This window comes from Nonomuraea sp. B5E05, assembly GCF_039880665.1.
In the GTDB taxonomy this organism is placed as follows: Bacteria; Actinomycetota; Actinomycetes; order Streptosporangiales; family Streptosporangiaceae; genus Nonomuraea.
Genome location: NZ_JBDPMJ010000023.1, coordinates 90124 through 113779 on the forward strand (window position 1 = coordinate 90124; position 23656 = coordinate 113779).

Genomic DNA, 23656 nt, shown 5'->3' on the forward strand with positions numbered 1-23656 from the left:
GCACAGCTCACCAGTCAGGCGCTGCGACGTCCAGTACGGGCTGCAGGAAGCGGAGATCCCATCGCCGCTCGAACTCCTGCTCATAGCCGGCGGACCGCGCCCACTCGCGCAGCGCCTCGCGGCCCGCCTCGTCCCCGATCCGCCGCGTCGCGTCGGCGGTCAGAGGGGGCAGGTCCTGCTCCCGCCGTCGCTCGTTCTCCTGCTCGACGGCGGCCTGGTACGCGTATCCGTAGCTGCTCTCCCAGCCCCAGGACTCACCGCGGGCGGCCGCCAGTTGCACCCGCATCTCGTGCGCCTTCACCTCCCCGTCGACTTCCTCCTCGATGGCCGCTTTGATGTACTCCTCCCGTCCCATTGTGAGCGGGTTGGGTTTGCCCTCGTTGCGTGCGTGGTTCACCTCGTGGACGAACGCCTCGGCGAGCTCTTCGGGTGTCCGGCCCGCGACGTCCAGGGCGAGTACGTCGACCTCGTCCATGTAGGCTCCGTCGGCGCCCAGGAGACTGTCGTCCTGGTAGATCACGGTGATGCCGTGGTCCTTCGCCCAGGCGAGCGCCGCCCTGCCCGCGGGCGTCTCGCGAAGCACCTCCTCGGTCAGGCGCTGTGCCTCCTTGTCCGACCGCATCAGGTCGAGGTCCCACAGGCTGGAGACCGAAGTGATCACCGGAGCCGTGTACGCGGGTATCAGCCAATAGCCGATCACCCCGGCTCGGTGGAGTGTGTCGCGGACGACCAGCTCCACCTGCTCCCGGAACTTCTTCCGCATCTGCGCCAGCGTGCGACGCGCTCCCATGACGCGGGCGTACCGGATCACCGTGCTTGCCGGGCCCGCCGCGAGAGCGGCGAGCAGCGAGGCGGCCAGGATCGCCACGACGTAGACGACGTACGCCTTCCACATCACCCGGAGGATCACGATCGCCATCGTCCCCAGGCCGGTGAGCAACGCGCCTCTGCTTCCCTCCTCCAGCCGGCGTCCGAGACCGTTCTCGTCCTCCCAGTGAGCCTGGAACGCTGTGACGTCGCCGCCCTTGTTGGCCGTCCAGGCGTGCCGCGCGGCCGCCTCGACCTCGCCGGAGGACCTGCGCAGTTCGAGGCCGAGATCGACCCACGAACGGGCGGCCTTCATGCGTTCCTCCTCGTCCGGCAGACCGAGGGGCGCCACGTCCTTGACGAGGTCGTACACGCCGGCCAGATGCGGGGGAAGTTCCACTTTTGGATCCTGACGACGGGTCTGCGGTGAGAGCAGAACAATATGCCGAATGGCGGTGGCCTGGGAGGAGCAAAGGAGCCGGGGCCCAGCCGACGGCGGTCCCGGCGCGGCAGAAGTCCGTTCTCATGGAGTTCTCAGGCGGACTTTGTAGCACTTTCGCCTGAAATTTATGACTATGGGGCGATGGAGCGCGTGCCGCAGGAGGCCGGTGCGGCCGAGGCTCAGCAAGCTCGACGAGCCGTGGCCGGAAAGGCCCGGCGGATGGTCACCGGGGGCGGCGTCCTCGTCGTCGTGGCGTTGCTGGCGTACTGGGTGGGGAGCGGCAGGGGGAACGGCGACGAAGCCGCGCCCAGGCCGAGCCCGACGCCGACGCCCAGCGCAACGCTCGCGGTGCCGGACCTCTTCAAGAGAGTCGGGCCCTCCGTGGTGGTCATCCAGGCAGGGAAGTCGCTCGGCACCGGGGTGATCGCGGCCGACGACGGGACGATCCTGACCGCGTACCACGTCATCAAGGGCACGAAGAACGTCAACCTGACGTTCGCCGACGGCACCAAGGCCAAGGCCGCGGTCGCCTCGTCGAACCCCGAACGCGACATCGCGACCCTCAAGCCCGCGAAGCTGCCGGAGATCGTCGTCCCGGCGACGCTCGGCGGGGGCGTGGCCGTGGGCGCGCCCGTCGTGGCGATCGGCAACCCGCTGGGCCTGACGTACAGCGTCACCACCGGCGTCGTGTCGGGCCTGAACCGCAGCGCCGCCCGGAACGCGGAGGAGGGCGACCTGAGCGGGCTCATCCAGTTCGACGCCTCCGTCAACCCGGGCAGCTCCGGCGGCCCGCTCCTCGACGCGCGCGGCCTGGTCGTCGGGATCGTCGTCTCGATCGCCGACCCGGGAGGCGACGAGGCGTTCGCCGGCATCGCGTTCGCCGTGCCGATCGGCGTGGCCCTGGGCGGCACCGAAGGCGACGGCCCGCCGGGCGACGGGCCCGAGATCTGATCGAAGCCTCAGGAGAAGGAAGCCCATGACCTCGACCAAGCCCACCTCGTCGGCCCACCCGCTCGAACACGTGCTGTTCGAGGTCAAACGGACGATCGTCGGGCAGGACGTCCTGCTGGAGCGCATGGCCGTCGCGCTGGTCGCCGACGGCCACCTGCTCGTCGAGGGCGTGCCGGGCCTGGCCAAGACGCTCGCCGTGCGGTCGCTGGCCGCCGCGATCGCCGGGAGTTTCCAGCGCGTCCAGTTCACCCCCGATCTGGTGCCCGCCGACCTCGTGGGCACGCGGGTCTACCACCAGCACTCGGGGGAGTTCAAGACCGAGTTCGGCCCGGTGTTCGCGAACCTGCTGCTGGCCGACGAGATCAACCGCGCCCCCGCCAAGGTGCAGAGCGCCCTGCTGGAGGTGATGCAGGAACACCAGGTGACGATCGGCCGCGAGACCTTCCGGGTGCCCGAGCCGTTCCTCGTCATGGCGACGGAGAACCCGATCGAGTCGGAGGGCACGTACCCGCTGCCTGAAGCGCAGGTCGACCGTTTCATGATGAAGGTGGTCGTCGACTATCCGACGCAGGCCGAGGAGCAGGCGATCGTCGACCGGGCGTTGCGCCCGCCGGAGCCGCCGCAGGCGATGGTGACGGCCGACGACCTGGTCGCGATGCGGGCCCGCGCCCAGGAGGTGTACGTCGATCCTTCGATCGTCGACTACGCGGTCCGGCTGGTCTCCGTGACCCGTTCCCCCGCGACCGCCGGGCTCGGCGAGCTGGAACGGTACGTCACCTACGGGGCCAGCCCGCGGGCGTCCATCGCGCTCGTCACGGGCGCACGGGCGCTGGCGTTCCTGCGCGGCCGCGACTACGTCCTGCCGCACGACCTGGCCGAGCTCGCGCTCGACGTGCTGCGCCACCGCCTCGTCCTGTCGTACGAGGCCCTCGCGGACGACGTCGACGCCGACACGATCATCACCAGGGTGCTCGGCGCGGTCCGGGCCCCCGACGTCGTCCTGCAGAACCGCTGAGCCATGGCCACCGCCCCCGACAAACTCCTGCTCCGCCTGGAGTGGAAGGTCGTCCGCAGGCTCGACGGCCGGCTCCAGGGGGCCCACCGCACCACGTACCGCGGCTCCGGGATCGACTTCACCGGGTTGCGCGCCTACGCCGACGGCGACGACGCCCGGCACATCGACTGGAACGTGACCGCGCGGCTGGACGAGCCGCACGTCCGCGTGTTCACCGAGGACCGCGAGCTGACGGTGTGGCTCGTGCTCGACCGGTCGGCGTCGATGGCGGCGGGCCGGCCGGGACGCGGCAAGCACGACGTGCTGGCCGAGCTCGCGCTCGTCCTGACCCGGCTGTTCGGCCGGGGCGGCAACCGCGTCGGCGCCCTTCTGTTCGACACCGGGATGGTGCGTGTCGTGCCGCCGGGCACCTCACGGCGGCACGCGCTGCGGATCGCCGCCGAGCTGGAACGCACCTCCGGGACACGCGGCGGCAGCACCACCGACCTGGCCGAGATGCTCGACGCGGCCGGACGGCTCGCCCGCCGCCGCGCCCTCGTCGTCGTGCTGTCGGACTTCATCGGCGACGGCGACTGGGAACGCTCGCTCCAGCGCCTGGCCCGGCGGCACGAGGTGGTCGCCCTGCGGATCGTGGACACCGCCGACGACGTGCTGCCAGAAGCCGGGCTGATCGTGGTCGAGGACGCCGAGACGGGCGAGCAACTCGTCGTCGACTCCGCCGACCCGCTGCTGCGCGTACGGTTCCGCGAGGCCGTCGACGACCGCGACGCCCGGCTCGCGGCGGGCATGCGCCGGGCCGGGGTGCCCGTGCACCGCGTCGACACCGACCGCGACCTGGCCGAGGCGCTCGTCGAGGTCGTCGCCCGGACCCGGGACCGGCGGACATGACCGAGCCCGCCGGGCGGCGCACGATGTCGGGGAAGGAGACCTCATGACCCTGTCCTCCCCGCTGCTGCTGGTCGCCGGGCTGCTCGTGACGGCGGCGCTCGCCTGGGCGGCCGTCGTCTCGGCGCGTCGGCGGACGGCGGCGCTGGCCGCGGCCGGGGTGGCCATGGCGGGCGGCCGGCGGGCGTACCTCGGAGCCGGGCTGACGATCGCGGGCGTCGGCGTGCTCGCGATCGCCACCGCCGGACCGGCGGCCATGGTGCCGGTGCCGCGGACCGCGGGCACCGTCATCCTCGCCATCGACGTCTCCAACAGCATGGGCGCCGGCGACGTCGCGCCCAACCGGCTGGCGGCCGCGCAGCGGGCGGCCCGCGCGTTCGTGGCGGCACAGCCCGACAGCGTCGACATCGGCGTCGTCGCGTTCGAACGGGGCGCGCTCACCACCGCGCGGCCCGACGCCGACCACTCCGTCGCGCTCAAGGCCATCGACCGCCTCAGACTCACGGGCGGCACCTCGCTGGGTGCGGCCATCACGGCGGGGCTGTCGGCGATCACCGGCAAGCAGGTGGCCGTCGGCCGAGACGGCGAAACACCCGACATCGGCTACTGGCCGTCGGCGACGATCGTGATGTTCTCCGACGGCCAGAACCAGGGTGGCGACGTCGAACGGGCCGCCGAAGTGGCCCAGCGGGCAGGCGTGCACATCCACACCGTCGGGGTCGGGACCACGGCCGGGGCGACGGTGCAGGTCGACGGCTACCACCTGCAGACCTCGCTGGAGGAGGAACCCCTGACCGTGATCGCGCAGACCACGGGCGGCGCCTACCATCCCGCCTCCGACGCCGCGCGGCTCGACGGGATCGCCGACACGATCCATCTCCGGCTCACCGTCTCCGACGAGCCGCTGCCTCTCGCCGGCGGGCTGATCGGGCTCGCCCTCGTGCTGCTCACCGCGGGAGCGGCGCTCACGGTGCTCCGATCCGGACGGGTGATCTGAATGGTGTTCTCGTGGCCGTGGGCGCTGCTGTCCGTACTGATCATCCCGCTGATCTTCGCCATCCGGTGGTGGGCGCGGCGGCGCCGGCGGCGGGCCGCCGTGCGGGTCACCTCGATCGCGCTCGTACGCAGCGCCCTGCCCGGCCGTACCCGCTGGACGCGGAAGATCCCCCCAGCACTGTTCGTCGCCGGGCTCGTGCTGCTCGTGGTCGGCGCCGCGCGGCCGCAGGCGTCGGTGCCGGTGCCGCAGACGTCGGCGACGATCCTGCTGGCGCTCGACACCTCCGGCTCCATGTGCTCCACGGACGTCGACCCCAACCGCATCACCGCCGCGAAGAAGGCCGCCGCGGAGTTCATCGAGTCGCAGCGGGGCGGGCCGCGCATCGGCCTGGTCACCTTCGCCGGCAGCGCGGGTCTGCTGGTGCCGCCAACCGACGACACGGAGTCGCTGGTCGAGGCGCTGGACGGCCTCACCGTGGGCCGCGGCACCGCGATCGGGCAGGCCATGCTGACCTCGATCGACGCGATCGCGGAGGTCGACCCGTCGGTCGCGCCCACCGGAGCGAACCCGCCCGGCGGCGGGTCAGGTTACGCCGGCGCCGCGATCGTCGTGCTCACCGACGGCGCCAACACCCAGGGAGTCGACCCGCAGACCGCCGCGCAGGAGGCGGCGCTGCGCCGCGTCCGCGTCTTCCCCATCGGCTTCGGCAGCACCGACCCGGCCCCGATGGTCTGCGAGAACTCGCAGTTCGACGGCCGTGGCTGGGGCAGCTGGGGCGGCTTCAGCGGACGCGGCGGGTTCGACAGGGGCCGCAACATCCGCATGCTCGACGAGCCCGCGCTCAAGCAGATCGCCGAGACCACCGGCGGCACCTACCACCGTGCCGAGAACGCCGACCAGCTCCAAAGCGCCCTCGACGCCCTGCCCGGCACCTTCACCGTCGTCACCCAGCGGGTCGACACGGCCGCCGCCTTCGCCGCCGGCGGCGCCGTCCTCATCACCGCGGCCCTGTCCCTCTCCCTCTGGTGGAACCGTCCCCGTCGCCCGGTTGCAACTTAGGTTGCCTAGCAGTCTGCAACCTCAGTTGCCTAAGCTGGCGATGAAGAAGCGTGACCTGGTGGCCACCATGCTGGATGTGGACGTCTCCAAGTTCGACGCAGACTTCGACCTGACCGTGGCCGACGATGAAGTCGCCACAGAGCTGGAAGCCACGCTCTTGACGCGTCTCGCGGCGAGGATCGTCAGGATGAAGGCGGTCGAAGCAACGCAAGCGACGGTGGCTGATCTGGCGCGAAGAGGTTACGTTCACCGCGATATCGGTTACCTGCTGGGCAGCACGTCCAGGCCGGGCGGGGCAGAATGACCACATATTCGGGTTTGGCGCATCGGTGCGTTCGCGAGTTGATGCGAATGGATACTCGTCGCACTGCTTCGGATAGTCGCCTGATGACGCATATCCAGGCCACATGCGATTGCATTTCGTGTTCGTGGCGTCCTGATACGAGGCCGCCTGTTTCTTGGCTCTATTGTGCAGATTTCCGGTATTGGGTGAACCGCTGATATCGCATCCGCCGAGGCTCTTTCCTAGGATATCTGGCCAAGTCTGTCCATCGGGATCCACGCAGGCGTTCCAGTAGTGCTGATAGGCCTGTGTGATATCCCATTCCTTGAGGGTTTTTCATCCTGCGGCGCGAGGATGATGAGGGCCATCGGGGCCCGATTGGGAGCCGCAACGACCCGCGTGCCCTCGGGGAGGCACCACGCACGGTCACGACTGAATCCAGGAGACGATCATGAACGATGATTCGAAGAACAACGACACCTCTGCGCTGCCGCCGGTCGTCGACCGGGACACCTGGCAGGCCGACGTAGATGCGCTGCGGGTTCGGGAGAAGGCCCATACCCGCGAAGGTGACGCGATCGCGGCGGCGCGCCGGCGCCTGCCCATGGTGGAGGTGGATGCCGGCCTTGAGCTGATCGGACCGGACGGGCCGGTGACCCTGCTGGACGCGTTCGAAGGACGTCGACAGCTCATCGCCTACTACTTCATGTGGTGGCCCGGCCGGCCCGCGCCCGAGCAGTGCGAGGGCTGCACGTTGTTCCTCAGCCAGGTCGGCGAGCTGTCCTACCTGCACTCCCGTGACATCACCTACGCAGTGTTCAGCCAGGGCCGCAACACCGCGTTCGGCCCGGCCGATGCCCAGGTGTCCTACGACGAAAGCGTCCGCTATCGCGACTTCATGGGCTGGGACATGCCGTGGTACTCGGCACAGCCCTCCCTTGACGCGCTCCTCGTCGGTCGCGAGCTCGGCCTGATGCACCTCGTGTGCTACGTGCGGGAGGGCGACCGCGTCTTCGAGACCTACTGGACGTCGCGCCGCGGCGTGGAGGCGATGGACTACAGCTACGCGCTCATGGACCTCACCGTGTACGGGCGCCAGGAGCCGTGGGAGGACTCGCCCTCCGGCTGGCCGCAACCGCAGGTTGACAGGGAGTCGGCACACATGCGGACCAACGGACGCCCCACCGCCCAGTGGCCGCGAATCCATACCGGACACTCCGACGACCTCGGAACCGCGGAGACTGGAACAGCGCCCATGCCTCGCAACTGTCACTGATGCCCGCACAAGAGAATCTTTGCCCTGTGGTGATGTGACGCGCCGGTTGGAGGCCGGGCCGGGCGGCGTGGTGTCGCCAGGATGTGCGGGTGGCAGGACGAGTACGCGTTCGCGGTATCGATGACCACGAGGGCCGGCGCCTGCTGCGGATCGTCCACAGAGGCAGGGGTCGGTGGTGACGTGGCGGCGGGCGCAGATGGTGCTGCTGTCCACACAGGATGGCGATCGACAAAACCGCTGATGGTGCCGGTGCGCCGGCTGAAGCAGGTCCGTCACTCCCGGCGGCCCCGCCCCTCCGGCGCCTGGCGGCCGAGGAGCTTCTCGATGCTGCGGCGCTCGCGTTTGGTGGGGCGGCCCGCCCCACGAGCGCGTACGGCCACCGTCACGGTCTCCTCGCGGGGAGGCGGCGGAGGGCTCTTGTCGACGTAGCACTCGGCTGCCACGGGGGCGCCGACGCGCTTGGTGATGATCCGGGAGACGACCACGATGCGTTCGCGGCCCTCGTGCCGCACCCGGATCTCGTCACCGACGCGGACGGCGTGCGCGGGCTTGACCCGCACCCCGTTGACCCGGACGTGACCGCCCCTGCAGGCGTCGGACGCGATCGAGCGCGTCCTGGTCAGCCGCACCGACCAGATCCAGCTGTCCACCCGGGCACTCACCTGCTCGCCTGCCACCCCGACACTCTACTGAGCCGGGCGGCACCGCGGCATGCTCAGGTGGGGCCGTAGCGGGCGGCGATGTCCTGGGAGCTGGGCCACCGGCTGTAGGTGGGCGACTGGGGCCAGCCGTCGGGCGAGTCCTGCCACTCCTCCTGCCGCCCGTACGGCAGCAGGTCGACCAGCGCGAACGTGTGGCTGAGCTGCTCGGTGCCCCGGCCGCTGGTGTGCCAGGTGCGGTAGACGGTGTCGCCGTCGCGTAGGAACACGTTGACGGCGAAGCCTTCGCCGGGCCCCGCTCCGACGTCGGCGCCGAACGGGCTGTTCGCGGTGGAGTACCAGGTCATCGTGTTCCCGACCCGCCGCTTGTAGGCGAGTGCCTCGTCGATGGGGCCCTGGGTGACGACGACGAACCGGGCGTCGTAGTCGTCCAGGAACTCCGTGCGGGTGAACTGCGAGGTGAAGCCCGTGCAGCCGTGGCACTGCCATTCCTCGCCCGGGAACCACATGTGGTTGTAGACGATCAGCTGCCGCTTGCCGTCGAAGACGTCCGCCAGCCGGACCGGTCCGTCCTCTCCTTCGAGGACGTAGTCGGGCATCTCCACCATGGGCAGGCGGCGGCGCTGGGCGGCGATGGCGTCGAGTTCCCTGGTCGCGGCCTTCTCCCGGGCACGCAGCGCGTCGAGTTCCCGCTGCCAGGTGCCGGCGTCGACGACGGGTGGAAGCGCATTCGTACTCATGGTCCCTCACTGTCATGTGCGTGGTTGTCCGTGTTCAGGAGATAGACCTGCCCCGGGCGCGGAACTCATCGCCGGCCGGAGGCAATCAGACGTGCATCGCGTGCAAAACGTGCGTCGTGCACGTTCGTGCAGATCCGTTGACCATCCGTTCATGCGCAGGTCACAGTGGCGCGACACCCCGAGCACCGGAACAAGGAGTGCCTGTGACCACCCTCCACTACACGCGCGACATCCCGATCAGCGATGCCACCGACGTCCTCGTCGTGGGCGGCGGGCCCGCGGGCCTCGCGGCCGCGATCGCGGCCGCGAGGGCCGGGGCGTCCGTACGGATCGTCGAGCGGTTCGGCTTCCTCGGCGGCAACCTGACCGCCGGGCTGGTCGGCCCGTGCATGACGTCGTTCTCGCTGGACGGGAGCACGCAGCTGATCCGCGGCGTCTTCGACGAGTTCGTCCGCAGGATGGAGGCCGCCGGTGGAGCGGTCCACCCTTCGCGCACCAGGGCGGGCAGCCAGTACTCAGGGTTCATGGTGTTCGGGCACGAAGCCGTGACGCCGTTCGACCCCGAGGTCGCCAAGCAGGTGGCGATGGAGATGTGCCTGGAGGCCGGGGTCGAGCTGCTGCTGCACAGCTTCGTCGCCGACACCGTGGTGGCGGACGGGCGGGTCACCGGCGTCGTCGTCGCGAACAAGAGCGGCCTGGCCGTGGTGCCCGCCACGGTCACCGTGGACTGCTCCGGCGACGGCGACGTGGCGGCACGCGGGGGCGCCGCCTACGCGTACGGCCGGCCGGGGGACGGCGAGGTGCAGCCGATGACGGTGTTCTTCCGGGTGTCGAACGTCGACGACGCCAAGGTCCAGGCCTACCAGGACGCGCACCCTGACGAGCTGTTCCCCTTCCAGGGCGTCGTCGAGCGGGCCCGGCGGGAGGGCCGGTTCCCGATCCCGCGCCGTGGGGTCCAGATGTTCAAGACGCTGGAGCCGGGCGTCTGGCGGGTCAACACGACGCGGGTGCTCGGCATGAACGGCACCGACGTCGGCGACCTGACCCGCGCCGAGGTGCTCGGCCGGCGGCAGGTGAGGCAGCTGATGACGTTCTTCCACGAGAATCTGCCCGGCCTGGAGGAGGCCAAGCTGCTCGACACCGCCGCCACGGTCGGCGTGCGCGAGAGCAGACGTATCGTGGGCGAATACGTCCTGACCTTGGAGGACCTCGTCGACGGGAGGCATTTCGACGACGTCATCGCCGTGGCCGGCTACCCGGTCGACATCCACAGCCCGGTCAGCGGCGACGGGCCGTTCGAGGACGGCATCCCGCCGACCGCCAACATCTACGAGATCCCGTTCCGCAGCCTGCTCCCGGCGGAGCTCGACGGCGTGCTCGTGGCGGGCCGGTGCATCTCCGCGACCCACGAGGCGCTGGCAGCGGTGCGGGTGATGCCGCCGTCGTTCGCGATGGGCGAGGCCGCCGGGCTGGGCGCGGCGATGGCGGTCGCCGCCGGTGTCGCGCCGCGGCGGGTCGACGTGCCGGAGCTCCAGCAGCGGCTGCTCGACCAGGGCGCCTACCTCGGCCCGCGCGCTGAGCGGCTCCCGGCCGCGAGCGGCCGGTCGGGAGGCGAGCGATGATCCGCCGGGTGGTCTCCGCGAGCACGATCGGGACCGCGCTCGAATGGTACGACTTCATGTTGTACGGCACCGCCGCCGCGCTCGTGTTCGGCAAGGTGTTCTTCCCCGAAGGCGACCCGCTCGCGGCGACGCTGGCCTCGCTCGGCACGTTCGCGGTCGGTTTCTTCGCCCGCCCCATCGGCGGCCTGCTCTTCGGCCACCTCGGCGACCGTCACGGACGCCGGTTCGTGCTCGTCGTGACGTTGACGGTGATGGCCGTCTCCTCGACGGCGATCGGCCTGATCCCCGACTACGCTTCGATCGGCGTCGCCGCCCCGGTGCTGCTGGTCCTGCTGCGGGTCACGCAGGGGCTCGGCGCCGGCGCGGAGTACGCGGGCGGCGCGCTGATGGCCGCCGAGCACGCGCCCCCGGGCCGTCGCGGGCTGTTCGCCGCAATCCCGCCCACGGGCAACGCGCTCGGCGTCATCCTCGCCGCCCTGGTGTTCACCCCGTTCACGTGGCTGCCCGAGGACGCGTTCCTCAGCTGGGGCTGGCGCGTGCCGTTCCTCGTCAGCATCCTGATCCTGCCCGTCGGCCTCTACATCAGGTCACGGGTCGACGAGACGCCGGCGTTCACGGAGACCGTCGAGGCCGGCGACCGGAGCAGGGCGCCCCTCGTCGCGGTGTTGCGGGAGGCGCCGGGCTCGCTGGTGAAGAGCTTCCTGGTCAGCGTCGGGCCGAACGTCGCGACGTACATACCGAGCGTCTACGCGCTGTCGTACGTGACCGACAACGTCGGCCTGGCGGCGGCGGTCGCCACCGGCGGCCTGCTCGTGGCCAACACGATCAAGCTCGTCACCCTGCCGCTGTCCGGCGCGCTGTCCGACAGGTTGGGGCGCAAGCCGGTGTTCATCGCCGGGGCCACGCTGTGCGCGGTCGCCGCGTTCCCGTTCTTCTGGTTGCTCGACACCGGCAACACGATGCTGGTCTGGCTCGCCATGGTCGTCGTGCTGACGTTCGCGAACGACCTGATGCTGGGCTCGCAGGCGTCGATGTTGCCGGAGCAGTTCCCGACCAGGATGCGGTTCACCGGGGTGGCGGCAGCCAGGGAGCTGGCCGCCGCCGCGGCGGGCGGCACCCTGCCGTTCATCGCGGCCTTCCTGACCGCGCGCACGCAGGGCACGTGGGCGATCTCGGCGCTGATGGTCGTCATGTGCGCCATCGCGGTCGCCGGCGCGCTCGGGGTCAGGGACGGCCGCAGCATACCCTTCAGCAGCGGAAGCGGCGTCAGGGATACCGCTCCAGCAGAACGTGGGCGGTGATCTCGTCGACGACGAGCTCGGTGACGTAACCGCCGTTGAGGGCCGCGTGCAGGGCGTCCACCTTGTGGTCGCCCGACACCGCGCAGATCCGGTGCTTGATCTGGCGGAAATGGTCGAGGTCCGGCCCGCTCGTCCTGGCGTTGAACCTGACGCCGTCGTGTGACCCGTCCGGCCGGTAGAACGAGGTGGCGATGTCGCCCACGGCGCCGTCCTCCGCGAGCGAGGCGAAGTCGTCCTCGTCGAGGAAATAGCCGCTCAGATAGGGGCTGCTGGGCATCCCGTCGGTCACCGTGCCCAGGCTGAACAGCGCCGCGTCGGCGCTCTGCTGCAGCTCGACGACCCAGCGCACGCTCCGCTCGCGCAGCAGCAGCTCCCTGGTGTGCGCCGAGTCGAAGAACAGCGGCACGGGAAACTGCTGGACGTAGGCGCCGAACGCCGACCCGAAGGCGGACAACATGGCGCCCGCGTAGTGCATGCCCGTCGTACGGGCGTTGCCGAGACCGTTCAGCTGCACGATCTGGCAGTTGGTGGTCTCCTTGGGCACCAGGCACCGGCTGATCGCGTTGACCATCGTGCCCCACGACACGCCGATGATCATGTCGGAGTCGAAGACGGAGGTGAGCAGCCGGGCCGTGTGGACGGCGCACCGTTCGAGCCGCTCCACCGTCGACGCGGTCGTGGGCACCGGCACCACGTGCGCCTGCACGTCGTAGCGGCCGGCGAGCTCCGCCTCGCTCCGCGTCGAGCGGGTGCGGGGCGGCATCACGCGGATCTCGACCAGGCCCACGTCGCGCGCGTAGGCGAGCAACCTGGACACGGTCGAGCGTGAGGCGCCGAGTTCCCTGGCGATCGTGTCCATCGTGACGCCGTGCAGGTAGTACTTCCGCGCCGCCCACAGCGCGTCCTCCACGCGGTGGTCGACCGAGGGGCGTTCACCTTCGACGGACATACGGCCTTCCTACAGCGGCGGGCCGCCGACCGGCAAGCGTCGCTCCAGGTGAGAGGGCCCACGCGGAGCAGCGCTGAACCATCGATACGGCCTGAGCGGTATCGTTGCCCCCATGTCGAGGAGCACCGTGCCGGAGGGGCGCGAGCTGACCCGCCAGCGGGTGGTCGAGGCCGCGGCCGGCCTCCTGGCCCGCGAGGGACGCGAGGCGGTCACCACCCGCGCGGTCGCGGCGGCGGCCGGCGTGCAGCCCCCCGCGATCTACCGCCACTTCCACGACATGGACGGCCTGCTCGACGCGGTGGCCGAGCATGGCTACGCCGCGTTCGTCGAGGCCAAGCGCGCCGTCCCCGCCCCCGACGACCCGGTCGAGGACCTGCGGGCGGGCTGGGACCTCGCCGTCGAGTTCGGGCTCACCAACCCGGCGCTCTACGCCATGATGTACGGCGAACCCCGGCGCGGCACCGAATCGCCCGCCCACAAGGCCGGCATGGAGCTGCTCCTCGGGCGCATCCGCCGCATCGCCGCCGCGGGCCGGCTCCGCGTCGACGAACCGCTCGCCGCCGCCCTCATCCACGCCACCGCCCGCGGGGCCGTGCTCACCTGGCTGTCACTCCCCGAGGACCGGCGCGACCCGGCCCTGCTGACCGCCATGCGCGAGTCCATGGTCACCGCCGTCACGACGGAGAAGCCGGCCGTACGCGACCCGGGCCCCGCCGGCGCGGCCCGGGCGCTGCGCGCCGCGCTGCCGCAGCAGAGCACGCTCAGCGAGGCGGAGCAGCACCTCCTCGGCGAGTGGCTCGACCGGCTGGCCGCCGACGGGTAGGCCTCTTCGCCGCTCAGGCGCCGGGCAGGTGCTTGCGCACGACGGAGCTCAGCGGGGTGGGTTCGTGGCCCAGCAGACCGGCGAGGGCCGGGTCGACGGTGGCGAACTCGCCGGCGCGGGCGGCGACGAAGATGTCGATCAGCTGGCCCGCGTACTCGTCGGGCACGCCGTGCTCCGTCAACTGCCACCGGAACCGGTCGTCGGGTGTGACGGCCCTGGTGACGGTCCGGCCGGTCACGTCCCCCGCGATGGCGGCGACGTCGTCGAAGGTGAGCGCCTGGGCCGCGGTGAGCGGGGGAGTGGGGCCGTCGAAGCGGCCCTCGTCGGCCAGGATGGCGGCGGCCGCGTCCGCGAGGTCCTCGTGTGCGGTCCAGCTGACCGGCCCGTCCGCGGGGAGGGCGATCTGGTCGGAGCGCATGGCCTGGCTGAGGAAGCGCACCACGGTGGAGGCGTAGAAGCCGTTGCGCAGCGAGGTGAACGGCACGCCGCACGCGCGCAGCGCCTCCTCGGTCGCGGCGTGATCGCGGCAGGGCTGGAAGTGTGAGGAGGCGCCGGCGGCCATGTGGCTGGTGTAGAGGACGCGGCGGGCGCCCGCCGTGACGGCCGCGTCGATCGCGGCGCGGTGCCGGCGTACGGCCTCGTCGCCCATCGCGTCGATCGAGACGATCAGCACCTGGGTGGCGCCCTCGAAGGCGTGGGCGAGGCTGCCGGGGTCGGCGAAGTCGCCGTGCCGCACGCGTACGCCCTGGTCGGCGAAGGCCCGAGCCTTGCCGGGGTCGCGCACGCTGACGCCGACCTGGGCGGCGGGGAGGCGGGTGAGCAGGCGCTCGACGATCTGGCGCCCGAGCAGTCCGGTCGCGCCGGTCACGATGATCATGTCGTACTCCAGTGATCCGTTCCGATGGAAACGCTGAAATCGTATCACTGATATTATCGATGGAATCAATGATAGGTATCGCTGATACCGGCGTGGGCCCGCGGACGGTTCATCGTGGTTCCGCGGACGGTGAGGAGGGCTGAGGAGCGGCGGGGGCGGTCAAGCTGCTCAGCAGGCGAAGCGCGTCGGCGGTGGGGGAGCCGGGCTCGACGTTGTAGACGCACAACGTCTGGTCGGGGTCGCCGGGAGGCTGGAGGGTCTCGTACGAGAAACAGAGCTCCCCGACCTCCGGGTGGTAGTAGCGCTTGGTGCCGTAGGTGCGGCGCAGGACGCGGTGGTCGTTCCACCAGGTGGTGAACTCGGGGCAGCGCAGGGTGAGCTCGCCCACGAGATCGGCCAGCCGCCGGTCGTTCGGGTAGCGGCCCGCCTCGAAGCGGAGCATGGCGACGGTCTCGGCGGCGATCCGCGCCCAGTCACCCACGCGGTCGCGGGCGACGGGGTCGAGCAGGTAGTAGCGGGCGAGGTTGCGCTGGGTGGCGGGCAGAGCGTCGAAGTCGGTCAGCACCTCATGCGCCAGCCGGTTGGCGGCCAGGATGTCGGTACGCCGGCCGACCACGAACGCGGGCACGTGCTCCAGCGTCTGGAGCATGAGGTGGAGCCCCGGCCGCACCCGCTGCGGAGCCGACGGCGCGCGGCGCGCGGACGCGGGCCGGGCCAGCAGGTCGATGAGGTGCTCGCGTTCGGCCGGGTCCAGCTGGAGGGCGCGCGCCAGAGCCTCGACGACCTCCGGGGACGGCGTACCGGCGCGGCCCTGTTCGAGCCGGGTGTAATACTCGGTGCTCATCCCGGCGAGGCGGGCGACCTCGTCGCGGCGCAGCCCCGGCACCCGCCGCGCACGACCGTCCTCCGGCAAGCCCGCCCGCTCCGGGGTGATCCGGGCGCGCCGGGAGCGCAGGAAATCGGCGAGTTCGCTCCTTCTGTCCATAGCATCATTGTCCTTTCGCCGCCGGGGAACGCCCGCGCCTGGGTGGCCCTGTCCGTACCTGCCTCGCCGGTACCTGCCCGCGCAGGGCCTGGTCGGAGCCGTTTCCGAGGGCTGTGGGGTGGTGTGCTGGGTATGGGCCCGACGGGGTCCGGTTCAGCCGTTCCGAAGGGGTTCACCATGTCCACGGAGACTTACGCCAAGCCGCTGACCGTACGAGCCGCCCAGGTCACCGAACCCGGCGGCGGATTCAGCGTGGTCGAGCGCGAGCTGCCCGAGCCTCAGCCGGGCCACGTACGGCTGACGGTCGAGGCGTGCGGCGTCTGCCGATCCGACGCGGGGTTCGTCAACGCGGGCTTCCCCAACGTGACCTTCCCGCTGGTGACCGGCCACGAGATCGCCGGACGCGTCGAAGCCCTCGGCGACGGCGTCGACAACTGGAACGTCGGCGACCGGGTGGCGGTCGGCTGGTTCGGCGGCAACTGCGGCACCTGCCCGGCCTGCCGCAGGGGCGACTTCATCCACTGCGCCCGCATGCAGGTCCCCGGCTGGACCTACCCGGGCGGCTACGCCGAGGGCGTGGTCGTACCCGTGTCCGCGCTGGCCCGTATCCCCGACGAGCTGAGCGCCGCGGAAGCCGCGCCCATGGGCTGCGCCGGCGTGACCACGTTCAACGCGCTGCGGCACAGCGCGGCAGGGCCAGGCGACCTCGTCGCCGTACTCGGCCTGGGCGGGCTCGGCCACCTCGGCGTGCAGTTCGCCGGCAAGCTCGGCTTCGAGACCGTGGCCGTCGCGCGGGGCGCCTCCAAAGCCGAGGCGGCCAAGAACTTCGGCGCCCACCACTACATCGACAGCACCGCCGGCGACGTGGCCGAGCAACTGCGGGCCCTGGGCGGGGCGAAGGTCGTACTCGCCACCGCGGCCAGCTCGCAGGCCATGAGCGCCGTCATCGACGGGCTCGGCGACAACGGCGAACTCATCGTGCTCGGCGCCACCCCCGAACCCATCCAGGTCAGCCCGTTCCAGCTCATCTCATCCAGCAGAACCATCCACGGCCACCCGTCCGGCACGGCACGGGACGTCGAGGAAACCCTGCACTTCGCCGCCCTCACCGGGGTCCGCGCCATGATCGAAACCCGCCCTCTGGACGACGTCGCGGCCGCCTACGACCGCATGATGACCGGCGAGGCCCGCTATCGCATGGTCCTGACCACCGGCAAGTAACCACCACCCGGGGTCCTGTGGGGAAGCGACAAGCACACCGGCTCGCCGCCTCCCCACCGGTTGCCCACCTCCAGGGGGCACGCCGCCACCAAGGCTGCGGTGGAGCATGACTTCGATGCTTACCAGGGGAGACGCCGACCGCACGGCGATCAGCTCCGCACCGACACCTTCCGCACCGACACCTTCCGCACAGCCTTACCTGGTGAACAGTCGGCGCCGAGGTCACTGCCGATCAGCGACGTGTCTGTCGAAGAAGGACAGGGTGCGCTTCCAGGCGTCGTCCGCCGCCGGGCGTACCAAACCGTGGCGGAGCGGGAACAGCGCGAGGCGCGCGATCGGGTGGTGGCCGTCGGTCATGAAAGAGTGGCCGGCCTCAGGGTAGATCGTGACATCGTGGTCGACCCCGAGTGCCCGCAGGTGCTCCCGCAACCGTTCGCCGTGCGAGCGGAAGCCCCTGTCGCGGCCGCCATAGGAGGCCACGACCGGGCAGACCGAGGCCAGTTCCTCCTTGCGGCGTGGCACCGCGCCGTAGTTCACCGCCGCCGCCCGCACACCGGGTGGCGCGCCGGCTGCGTAGGCCAGGGCGAAGCCCGCACCCATGCAGAACCCGATCACGCCGAGCCTGCTGCCGTCGACCTCTTCGCGGCCCGCCAGCCATCGCCGGGTCGCGTCGATGTCGGCGGTGGGGCCGTCGAGCCTTCCCGTCGCGAGCTGGTGCATGACCCGGGCCAGGCACCTGACTCTGGAGCCGTGGCTGTAGAGGTCGGGTAGGACCGCGACGTACCCGTGTTCGCCGAACAGCCGTGCCACCTCCAGCATGTCCGGTTCGACGCCGTAGATCTCGTGCACGATGACGACTCCGGGCCATCCTTGCGTGGGTGCGGACCCTTCCGGCATCGCCACCGCCGCTGCCAATGAACCGCCGTCCGCGAGCGGGATGCGCACGTTCTGCGTCATGGGGACTCCCGTGATCGGACGAGGTGACGTTCCCGCTTACGTTCGTATCTGTGGGTAGTGAGCTGCTCGGCGTTGCGCAACAGCCGGTCCCGGGCCTGCTTCAACGCGGTGAACCTCGCCGGAAAACGGACGATCAGCTCCTCCTGGAACCGGGTCTCGGCCGCGGACCTGACGGTGACGTAGCCGGTGGTCCGCTTGCACCGGGCGTCGCTCACCGCGACCGCGCGTTCCCTGGGGGAACTCGCGGGGGAGTCGAGCCGCCACACCGGATCCTGCAAGGCCGCGAGCGGGTCGGGGTAGGTGAATCCATGCGTTCTCATGCACCTGCTCCACGCCCGGGTCACCGCCACGACGGCCGGGTCGCTCTCGGAACGCACGACCGAGCCGGAGTCCAGCGCCGACAGCCACGCGAAATCCGCTTCCGGGACCCCGTCCCACAGCCGGTCGTCCGCCTCGCGCGAGCACGCATGGTCGACTGCGGTGGTCGGCGACGCGCGCACGAGCGGGCCGGGCACGTGGTAGCCGTGGCGTTCGGCGTCCCCGACGTCCGTGATGCCGTACCGGCGCATGTTCCGCTCCAGCCGCACGCCTGAAGCCGGTTCCGAGCCCCGATCCGCAGCACCCGTGCAGAAGCCCCGTGCGGCCTGTATCGCCACCGCGTCAGACGGGGTCAGCAGGTAGCCGTCGAAGGGCAGGGCGAAGCCCGGCGTTGGGGCGCTGCGCGAGAGAACCATCAAGGCGAGCGCGCCCAGAACGACGCCGGGCCACCGCTTGACCGCCACTAGCAGGTGAACTTGGCCGAGCTGGCCCGGTTGTCGCCGATCCCGTAATTGCTGAGACTCGGAAGCTTCTGCCCCTTGCGGATGAACGTCGTGGCCGCGCCCGAATAGCCCGGATGCTGATAGATGGTGACCACGCAGTTGGTGTTGTTCCTGACCGAGCTGGTCTCGTTGTCCATGCCGTCGTCGGTGACCTTACGGTTGCCGTCGATCCAGACGTTGTCCCGGAAATCCTTGTCGGAGGTGTAGAGGTTTCGCCAGTGATCGGTGTTCCCGCTGTTGTAGTTCTTGTTCTCGTACAGACAGAACGCCGTGCTCGCGCAGGTTCCGCCGGGATCGGCGCCGGCCGGTGCCGGGCCTGTAACGGCGAAGGTCACTGCCGCGGCGGCGGCTCCCAGAATGACCCTGCTCCAGTTCGGAAGTGACATGTTTCCCCCAGGTTGGCATTCGTACGTGCTTCACGATCGTCAATGCGGCGGCTGGCTCGAGGCGTCGAGGGCGGCGGTCTGGACGGTCCCACCGGACAGCGTGCCGACGGTATTCAGCCCTCATTCTCTGAGGAGGATCGGGAGAAGTCGTTGACTCTGGGTCCACGCGCATTGGCGTTCGGTCGCGGGTCCGCCCGAATGGGGTTCGCGTGCGCGGATCGGCACCGGCCCGGTCGATTATGGTGAGGCCGTGGCTTCCCTCCAGCATCGCCGTGAGCAGCTCAAAGAATTCCTGCGGGCCAAGCGGGAGGCGCTCTCGCCGGCCGCGGCCGGCTTGCCCGAGGGTGGGCGCCGCCGCACTCCCGGACTGCGCAGGGAAGAGGTGGCCGTGCTCGCCGGGGTCGGGGTGTCCTGGTACACCTGGCTGGAGCAGGGGCGTGACATCAAGGTCTCGGACGCCGTACTGGACGCGGTCGCTCGCGCGTTGCGGCTTGAGGAAGCCGAGCGGCGCCACCTTTACGTTCTGGCGGGGTTGAACCCGCCGGAGCCTGGCGGGCGGCCGGGCGCGCCGGCGAGCGGGCAACTGCGCGCGGTGCTAAATGCCTGGATGCCCAATCCGGCACACGTGCTCGACCGGCACTACAACCTGGTGGCGGCGAACGACGCGTCCAGGTGGATCTTCGGATTCGACGACGACGTCGAGAACTGCATGGTCGCGTTCTTCACGCACGCTACCTACCGCAGCCGGTTCACCGAATGGCACGAGTTCGCGCCCGACATGGTGGCCGACTTCCGCGCCGCCGCGGCACGTTATCCGGACGATCCGGTGTTCGGGCGGATCGCCGGGGAGTTGTCGGCGGCGAGCCCGGAGTTCGCCGAGCTCTGGGCACGTGCGGATGTCGGTTCCAGATCCCAGGGGATCAAGGCGATCAGCCACCCCGAGGCCGGTGACCTCACCTTCGAATACAGCCTGTTCCGGCTGCCGGATCGCGCGGACCTCAACGTGGTGCTGCACACCCCTCACCCGGACACCGACACCAAGGAGAGGGTGGAGCGCTTGTCGATGTCAGGGACCGGCTGACGCGGCCGCGTCAGCATTGTGTTGAGAGGCCTGGAAGACTCAGTTCGACTTCGAGGACAAGCTTTCCTGTGGTGCCGCCGGACTCGATGCGCCGGTGCGCCTGCGCAGCCTGCTCCAGCGGCAGCGTCTCGGTCCGTACCCGCAGTTCCCCGTTCGCGGCCGCGGTCACCGCCCGGTGCAGCGCCCGGCCTGCCTCCTGGGGGAAGGCGGCGGCGAAGGCTGCGAGGTTGAACCCGGAGACCGTCTTGTTGGTGAACCACAGTTCGTTGGCCGAGATCCCGACGTCCTCGGCGCCGGACGCGTTGCCCATCACCACCAGCCGGCCCATGGGCGCCAGCAGGTCCGATCCGGTACGGCGTGCCGTACCGCCGATCATGTCGACCACGACGTCGAACCGGCCTGATTCGGCCACCTCGTCGCGCAGGACGACCTCGTCGTACCCGAACTCCTTGGCGGCCTGGACCTTGGCGGGGTCGCCGACGGTGCCTGCTACGCGGCCCGCGCCGAGCAGCCGCGCGGCCTGGCCGAGTTGGCTGCCCACGCCTCCGGCTGCGGCGTGGATGAGTACGCTTTCGCCCGGTTCGAGGCGGGCGACCCGGTCGAGTACGAGAAACGCTGTGGTGCTGTTGGACGGGAGCGCGGCCGCGGTCCCCAGCCCCAGGTCGTGTCCGTCCAGGGGAACCACCAGGTCGGCGGAGGTGGTCGCCACCTCGGCGTATCCGCCGCCGTCGACGATCGTCAGCGCGGCGACCGGCTGGCCTGCGCGCAGCCCTTCGACGCCGGGGCCGAGGGCTCGGATGTGGCCGGATACCTCGATGCCGGGGACGAACGGGAGCGGGACGTCCACCACGCCCCGCCGGTAGAGGATCTCGGCGAAGTTGGCGCCGGCGTAGGCCACGTCGATGGAGACCTGCCCAGGCCCGGGATCGGGGACCTCGACCTCGTCGAGACGGAGGACGTCGGCGGCGCCGAATTCGGGAATCGTGATTGCCTTCATGCCGTCCATCGTGCGGGGACGACCCCGAACCGGGCAGTGTCAGCTCATCCTGGGTGTGTCACCACCAGCATGGGTCAACGTCTGCGCTGCCCGGCGGGGGGATCCTCGTCTCGTGCCCATTCGGCCCACTCCGCCAGCGCGCCGTACAGCCGGATCGCCGCCTCGATGGCGATCCGGAGCGAGTGGGTCTGCGGACCGTCGCCGAAGTCGCCGCGGTCCTTGGCCTCAGCGTAGGCTTGGTATTTCTCCAGCTCGCCGCGGTAGTAGGCAGCTTCACGATCAAGGTGAGCGCGCAGGTCGGCGGGCTCCATCAGCCAGAAGAACGCTGAGCGCAGCAGAGGCTGCAGCCGCATGGTGTGGTCGACCTCGCCATCGGTCAGCCATTGCCTGACCGCGGCGAGACCGGCATCGGTGATCCGATAGGCCTTGCGGCGCCGCGGTCCCTCGCTCTCGACCTCGATGAGGCCCTCGCCCGCCATCCTGTTGAGCTCGGAGTAGATTTTCGGGTGCTGGGCCGGCCAGACTGAGCCGAGCATCTCCTGAAACCGTCGGGCCAGGTCATAGCCGCTGGCGGGCCCTTCGGCGAGCAGGCCGAGCAGGCCGTATCGCAACGACATCGGCGGCCCCCCTTTCCGGAACCCATCTTGACATGTTCCTGGGGACATGTGCACGCTCTCATATGTACCTAAGGACATGTCCTAGTGGACTTATGGAGGCCGGCATGCCCCATGCAGTACTCGTCACCGGCGCGACCGGCGGAATCGGCCGGGCGATCGTCAAGGCGCTCTCCGGATACACGGTCTTGGCCGGAGTCCGGCACAAGAGCGACGCGCTGAACGGCGTCCGGCAGGTCGTCATGGACGTCGCCGATCCCGACAGCGTCGCCGCCGCGGCCAAGGAGATCACCAGGGAGGTAGGCGACCACGGCCTGTACGCTGTGGTCAACAACGCCGGCGTGATCGTCCAAGGCCCTCTTGAACTGGTTCCGCCCGGCGAACTGCGCCGCCAGTTCGAGGTCAACACCCTCGGCCCGGCCTACGTCACCCAGGCGTTCCTGCCGTTGCTGCGGCTCGGCCGTGGCAGGGTCATCAACATCAGCGCCTCGACCGCGCGGGTACCCGTACCGCTGCTGTCCGCGCTGTCCGGGAGCAAGGCCGCGCTCGCCGCGATGTCGGCCGCGCTCCGCCTGGAACTGGCCGCCTGGAACATCCCCGTCATCGTCGTCGAACCTGGCAGCACCGCCACCGAGATCTTCGCCAAGGCCGAAAAGAACGCCAGTGCGGTTCTCGCGCTGGCTGACCCGGAACGGGTGGCCCGCTATGCCCGCCACCTGGCCGCGGCTGCCAAAGCTCAGGCCGGCCTGCGTCCCGCGCCTCCGGAAGCGGCCGCCGCAACCGTGCTCGACGCGCTTCGGTCGGCCAAACCGCGACGCCACTACGTCGTCCCCGGCGATGCCCGCATCGCCGGCCTGCTCCAGCGACTTCCTGCCGGTCTGCGCGAATACCTGCTCGCCCGCACCCTCGGCCTGACCAAGATCGGCACGCAGGCATGAGGACGATCGTGCTGGTGGGGGCCACTTCCGGGCTCGGCAGGCTCGCCGCCCGCCGGCTCGCCGCTGCGGGTCACCGGATGGTGCTGATCGGCCGTAACACCGATCGCGCCGCGAGCTTGGCCCGCGAACTGCCTGCCGCCACGGTCATCACCGCCGACGTCGCCACCGGCGCCGGAGTCGCGCGAGCGGCCGAGCAGGTGGCGGAAACGGTCGACCTGGTCGACACGCTGGTCAACAACGCCGGCGTGATGGTACCCGAGCGTCGCATCACCGCCGAGGGCATGGAACTGAATTTCGCGGTCCACCACCTGGCGCCCTACTCCCTGACCTCCCATCTCCTGCCCCTGCTGAGGAAGGGCCTCGGCCGGGTGATCAACGTCAACTCCGAAGGACACCGAGCACCCTTACGCGGGCCGGGCCCGGTCGAGCTGGACTTCGAGGACCTGCAGAGCAGCAAGGTCTACGATCCGTTATAGGTGAACAGCAAATTGGCCAGTTTGGTGCGGCTGTAGACCAAGAATTGCAGGCCGGTGGCGGCGTGTTGAAGCGCAAGTAAGGCAGGCTTTCTCCTTCCATGGTGACTTCTCGACCCCTGATGCTCGCGCTCGCGTGCACAACTCTGATCGCAACAGGATGTGCCGCGTCCACGTGGCGGGACGTACGCGTCGCGACCCTGTCGCCGGACGGTAGAACGTTGACCGTCGAGCTGATCTTCGGTGCGCCCGACGAGACGGGCCGGCCGTGCGAGCGGGTGACGGACACTGAGGTGGCTGAATCGCCTTCTCGTGTGGTCGTCGGGGTTGAAGTGGATGCTTCCTGCCGCCGTAGCTGGCCCTGGGAGCAGGGGTTGACCAATATGGTCGGACGGGCTCATTTCGTGCAGCTCCAGCTGGCGGAGCCGCTGCGAACGGACCGTCGTCAACACGAGCAATGAGCCCGTCATGGTCAGCCAGGAGCGGTGAGACGGGTC

At 70.4% G+C, this 23656-nt stretch carries 26 protein-coding genes; 15 read left to right on the top strand and 11 right to left on the bottom strand.

Annotated elements, in window-relative coordinates; all coding sequences use genetic code 11:
• Positions 1–7: 7 nt before the first annotated feature.
• Positions 8–1207 (bottom strand): hypothetical protein, encoded by a 1200-nt coding sequence (locus ABGB01_RS34020; RefSeq protein WP_347777683.1) that lies wholly within the window; start codon positions 1205–1207, stop codon positions 8–10.
• A gap of 183 nt (positions 1208–1390) precedes the next feature.
• On the opposite strand from ABGB01_RS34020, the gene ABGB01_RS34025 reads away from it, so the two are divergent.
• From ABGB01_RS34025 to ABGB01_RS34055, 7 genes are all read left to right on the top strand, one after another.
• Positions 1391–2200: a trypsin-like peptidase domain-containing protein gene (locus tag ABGB01_RS34025; RefSeq protein ID WP_347777684.1), complete on the top strand. Its 810-nt coding sequence runs from the start codon at positions 1391–1393 to the stop codon at positions 2198–2200.
• 25 nt (positions 2201–2225) lie between these two features.
• Entirely contained in the window at positions 2226–3215 is a 990-nt protein-coding gene (locus ABGB01_RS34030; protein WP_347777685.1) for a MoxR family ATPase, read from the top strand.
• Between the two features lie 3 nt (positions 3216–3218).
• Complete coding sequence (locus ABGB01_RS34035; RefSeq protein WP_347777686.1) at positions 3219–4103, top strand: DUF58 domain-containing protein; 885 nt, start codon at positions 3219–3221, stop codon at positions 4101–4103.
• 43 nt (positions 4104–4146) lie between these two features.
• Complete coding sequence (locus ABGB01_RS34040) at positions 4147–5097, top strand: VWA domain-containing protein (protein WP_347777687.1); 951 nt, start codon at positions 4147–4149, stop codon at positions 5095–5097.
• Entirely contained in the window at positions 5098–6156 is a 1059-nt protein-coding gene (locus tag ABGB01_RS34045; protein ID WP_347777688.1) for a VWA domain-containing protein, read from the top strand.
• A gap of 40 nt (positions 6157–6196) precedes the next feature.
• Positions 6197–6460 (top strand): hypothetical protein, encoded by a 264-nt coding sequence (locus tag ABGB01_RS34050; protein WP_347777689.1) that lies wholly within the window; start codon positions 6197–6199, stop codon positions 6458–6460.
• A 430-nt stretch (positions 6461–6890) separates the two neighbouring features.
• Positions 6891–7715, top strand: coding sequence for a DUF899 family protein (locus ABGB01_RS34055; protein ID WP_347777690.1), 825 nt, complete (start codon positions 6891–6893; stop codon positions 7713–7715).
• A 272-nt stretch (positions 7716–7987) separates the two neighbouring features.
• Here ABGB01_RS34055 and ABGB01_RS34060 read toward each other — a convergent pair whose 3' ends face one another.
• Positions 7988–8392: an RNA-binding S4 domain-containing protein gene (locus ABGB01_RS34060; RefSeq protein ID WP_347623549.1), complete on the bottom strand. Its 405-nt coding sequence runs from the start codon at positions 8390–8392 to the stop codon at positions 7988–7990.
• A gap of 38 nt (positions 8393–8430) precedes the next feature.
• On the bottom strand, positions 8431–9114 hold the full coding sequence (locus ABGB01_RS34065; RefSeq protein ID WP_347777691.1) for a DUF899 family protein: 684 nt from the start codon (positions 9112–9114) through the stop codon (positions 8431–8433).
• Between the two features lie 203 nt (positions 9115–9317).
• Here ABGB01_RS34065 and ABGB01_RS34070 point away from each other — a divergent pair, with 203 nt between their 5' ends.
• Both ABGB01_RS34070 and ABGB01_RS34075 read left to right on the top strand, forming a co-directional pair.
• Entirely contained in the window at positions 9318–10736 is a 1419-nt protein-coding gene (locus ABGB01_RS34070) for an FAD-dependent oxidoreductase (RefSeq protein ID WP_347777692.1), read from the top strand.
• Complete coding sequence (locus tag ABGB01_RS34075) at positions 10733–12037, top strand: MFS transporter (RefSeq protein WP_347777693.1); 1305 nt, start codon at positions 10733–10735, stop codon at positions 12035–12037. Before ABGB01_RS34070 ends, ABGB01_RS34075 begins: the two co-directional genes overlap by 4 nt.
• On the opposite strand, the gene ABGB01_RS34080 is transcribed toward ABGB01_RS34075, so the two are convergent.
• Positions 12003–12986: a sugar-binding domain-containing protein gene (locus tag ABGB01_RS34080; RefSeq protein ID WP_347777694.1), complete on the bottom strand. Its 984-nt coding sequence runs from the start codon at positions 12984–12986 to the stop codon at positions 12003–12005. The genes ABGB01_RS34075 and ABGB01_RS34080 overlap by 35 nt on opposite strands.
• Before the next feature lie 112 nt (positions 12987–13098).
• Here ABGB01_RS34080 and ABGB01_RS34085 point away from each other — a divergent pair, with 112 nt between their 5' ends.
• Entirely contained in the window at positions 13099–13809 is a 711-nt protein-coding gene (locus ABGB01_RS34085; RefSeq protein WP_347777695.1) for a TetR/AcrR family transcriptional regulator, read from the top strand.
• A gap of 13 nt (positions 13810–13822) precedes the next feature.
• On the opposite strand, the gene ABGB01_RS34090 is transcribed toward ABGB01_RS34085, so the two are convergent.
• Together ABGB01_RS34090 and ABGB01_RS34095 are read right to left on the bottom strand one after the other, a co-directional pair.
• Entirely contained in the window at positions 13823–14686 is an 864-nt protein-coding gene (locus tag ABGB01_RS34090; protein WP_347777696.1) for an NmrA family NAD(P)-binding protein, read from the bottom strand.
• A 109-nt stretch (positions 14687–14795) separates the two neighbouring features.
• Positions 14796–15671 carry a helix-turn-helix transcriptional regulator gene (locus ABGB01_RS34095; protein ID WP_347777697.1) on the bottom strand — a complete coding sequence of 292 codons (876 nt, stop codon included), beginning with the start codon at positions 15669–15671 and terminating at the stop codon, positions 14796–14798.
• Positions 15672–15848: 177 nt separating this feature from the next.
• On the opposite strand from ABGB01_RS34095, the gene ABGB01_RS34100 reads away from it, so the two are divergent.
• Complete coding sequence (locus tag ABGB01_RS34100; protein ID WP_347777698.1) at positions 15849–16892, top strand: alcohol dehydrogenase; 1044 nt, start codon at positions 15849–15851, stop codon at positions 16890–16892.
• Between the two features lie 222 nt (positions 16893–17114).
• Here ABGB01_RS34100 and ABGB01_RS34105 read toward each other — a convergent pair whose 3' ends face one another.
• The 3 genes from ABGB01_RS34105 to ABGB01_RS34115 all read right to left on the bottom strand — a co-directional run bounded on the left by ABGB01_RS34105 (position 17115) and on the right by ABGB01_RS34115 (position 19056).
• A complete protein-coding gene (locus ABGB01_RS34105) occupies positions 17115–17849 on the bottom strand; it encodes a dienelactone hydrolase family protein (RefSeq protein ID WP_347777699.1) in 735 nt (244 codons plus the stop codon).
• Positions 17846–18436: a hypothetical protein gene (locus tag ABGB01_RS34110; protein WP_347777700.1), complete on the bottom strand. Its 591-nt coding sequence runs from the start codon at positions 18434–18436 to the stop codon at positions 17846–17848. The genes ABGB01_RS34105 and ABGB01_RS34110 overlap by 4 nt, the downstream gene beginning before the upstream one ends.
• A gap of 194 nt (positions 18437–18630) precedes the next feature.
• Entirely contained in the window at positions 18631–19056 is a 426-nt protein-coding gene (locus ABGB01_RS34115; RefSeq protein ID WP_347777701.1) for a peptidase inhibitor family I36 protein, read from the bottom strand.
• A 250-nt stretch (positions 19057–19306) separates the two neighbouring features.
• On the opposite strand from ABGB01_RS34115, the gene ABGB01_RS34120 reads away from it, so the two are divergent.
• On the top strand, positions 19307–20137 hold the full coding sequence (locus ABGB01_RS34120; RefSeq protein WP_347777702.1) for a helix-turn-helix transcriptional regulator: 831 nt from the start codon (positions 19307–19309) through the stop codon (positions 20135–20137).
• Positions 20138–20147: 10 nt separating this feature from the next.
• On the opposite strand, the gene ABGB01_RS34125 is transcribed toward ABGB01_RS34120, so the two are convergent.
• Together ABGB01_RS34125 and ABGB01_RS34130 are read right to left on the bottom strand one after the other, a co-directional pair.
• Positions 20148–21134: a zinc-binding dehydrogenase gene (locus tag ABGB01_RS34125; protein ID WP_347777703.1), complete on the bottom strand. Its 987-nt coding sequence runs from the start codon at positions 21132–21134 to the stop codon at positions 20148–20150.
• 74 nt (positions 21135–21208) lie between these two features.
• On the bottom strand, positions 21209–21751 hold the full coding sequence (locus tag ABGB01_RS34130; RefSeq protein ID WP_347777704.1) for a PadR family transcriptional regulator: 543 nt from the start codon (positions 21749–21751) through the stop codon (positions 21209–21211).
• A gap of 104 nt (positions 21752–21855) precedes the next feature.
• Here ABGB01_RS34130 and ABGB01_RS34135 point away from each other — a divergent pair, with 104 nt between their 5' ends.
• From ABGB01_RS34135 to ABGB01_RS34145, 3 genes are all read left to right on the top strand, one after another.
• Positions 21856–22686: an SDR family NAD(P)-dependent oxidoreductase gene (locus ABGB01_RS34135; protein ID WP_347623530.1), complete on the top strand. Its 831-nt coding sequence runs from the start codon at positions 21856–21858 to the stop codon at positions 22684–22686.
• Complete coding sequence (locus ABGB01_RS34140; protein ID WP_347777705.1) at positions 22683–23162, top strand: SDR family NAD(P)-dependent oxidoreductase; 480 nt, start codon at positions 22683–22685, stop codon at positions 23160–23162. Before ABGB01_RS34135 ends, ABGB01_RS34140 begins: the two co-directional genes overlap by 4 nt.
• A gap of 218 nt (positions 23163–23380) precedes the next feature.
• A complete protein-coding gene (locus tag ABGB01_RS34145) occupies positions 23381–23620 on the top strand; it encodes a hypothetical protein (protein ID WP_347777706.1) in 240 nt (79 codons plus the stop codon).
• Positions 23621–23656: the final 36 nt, after the last annotated feature.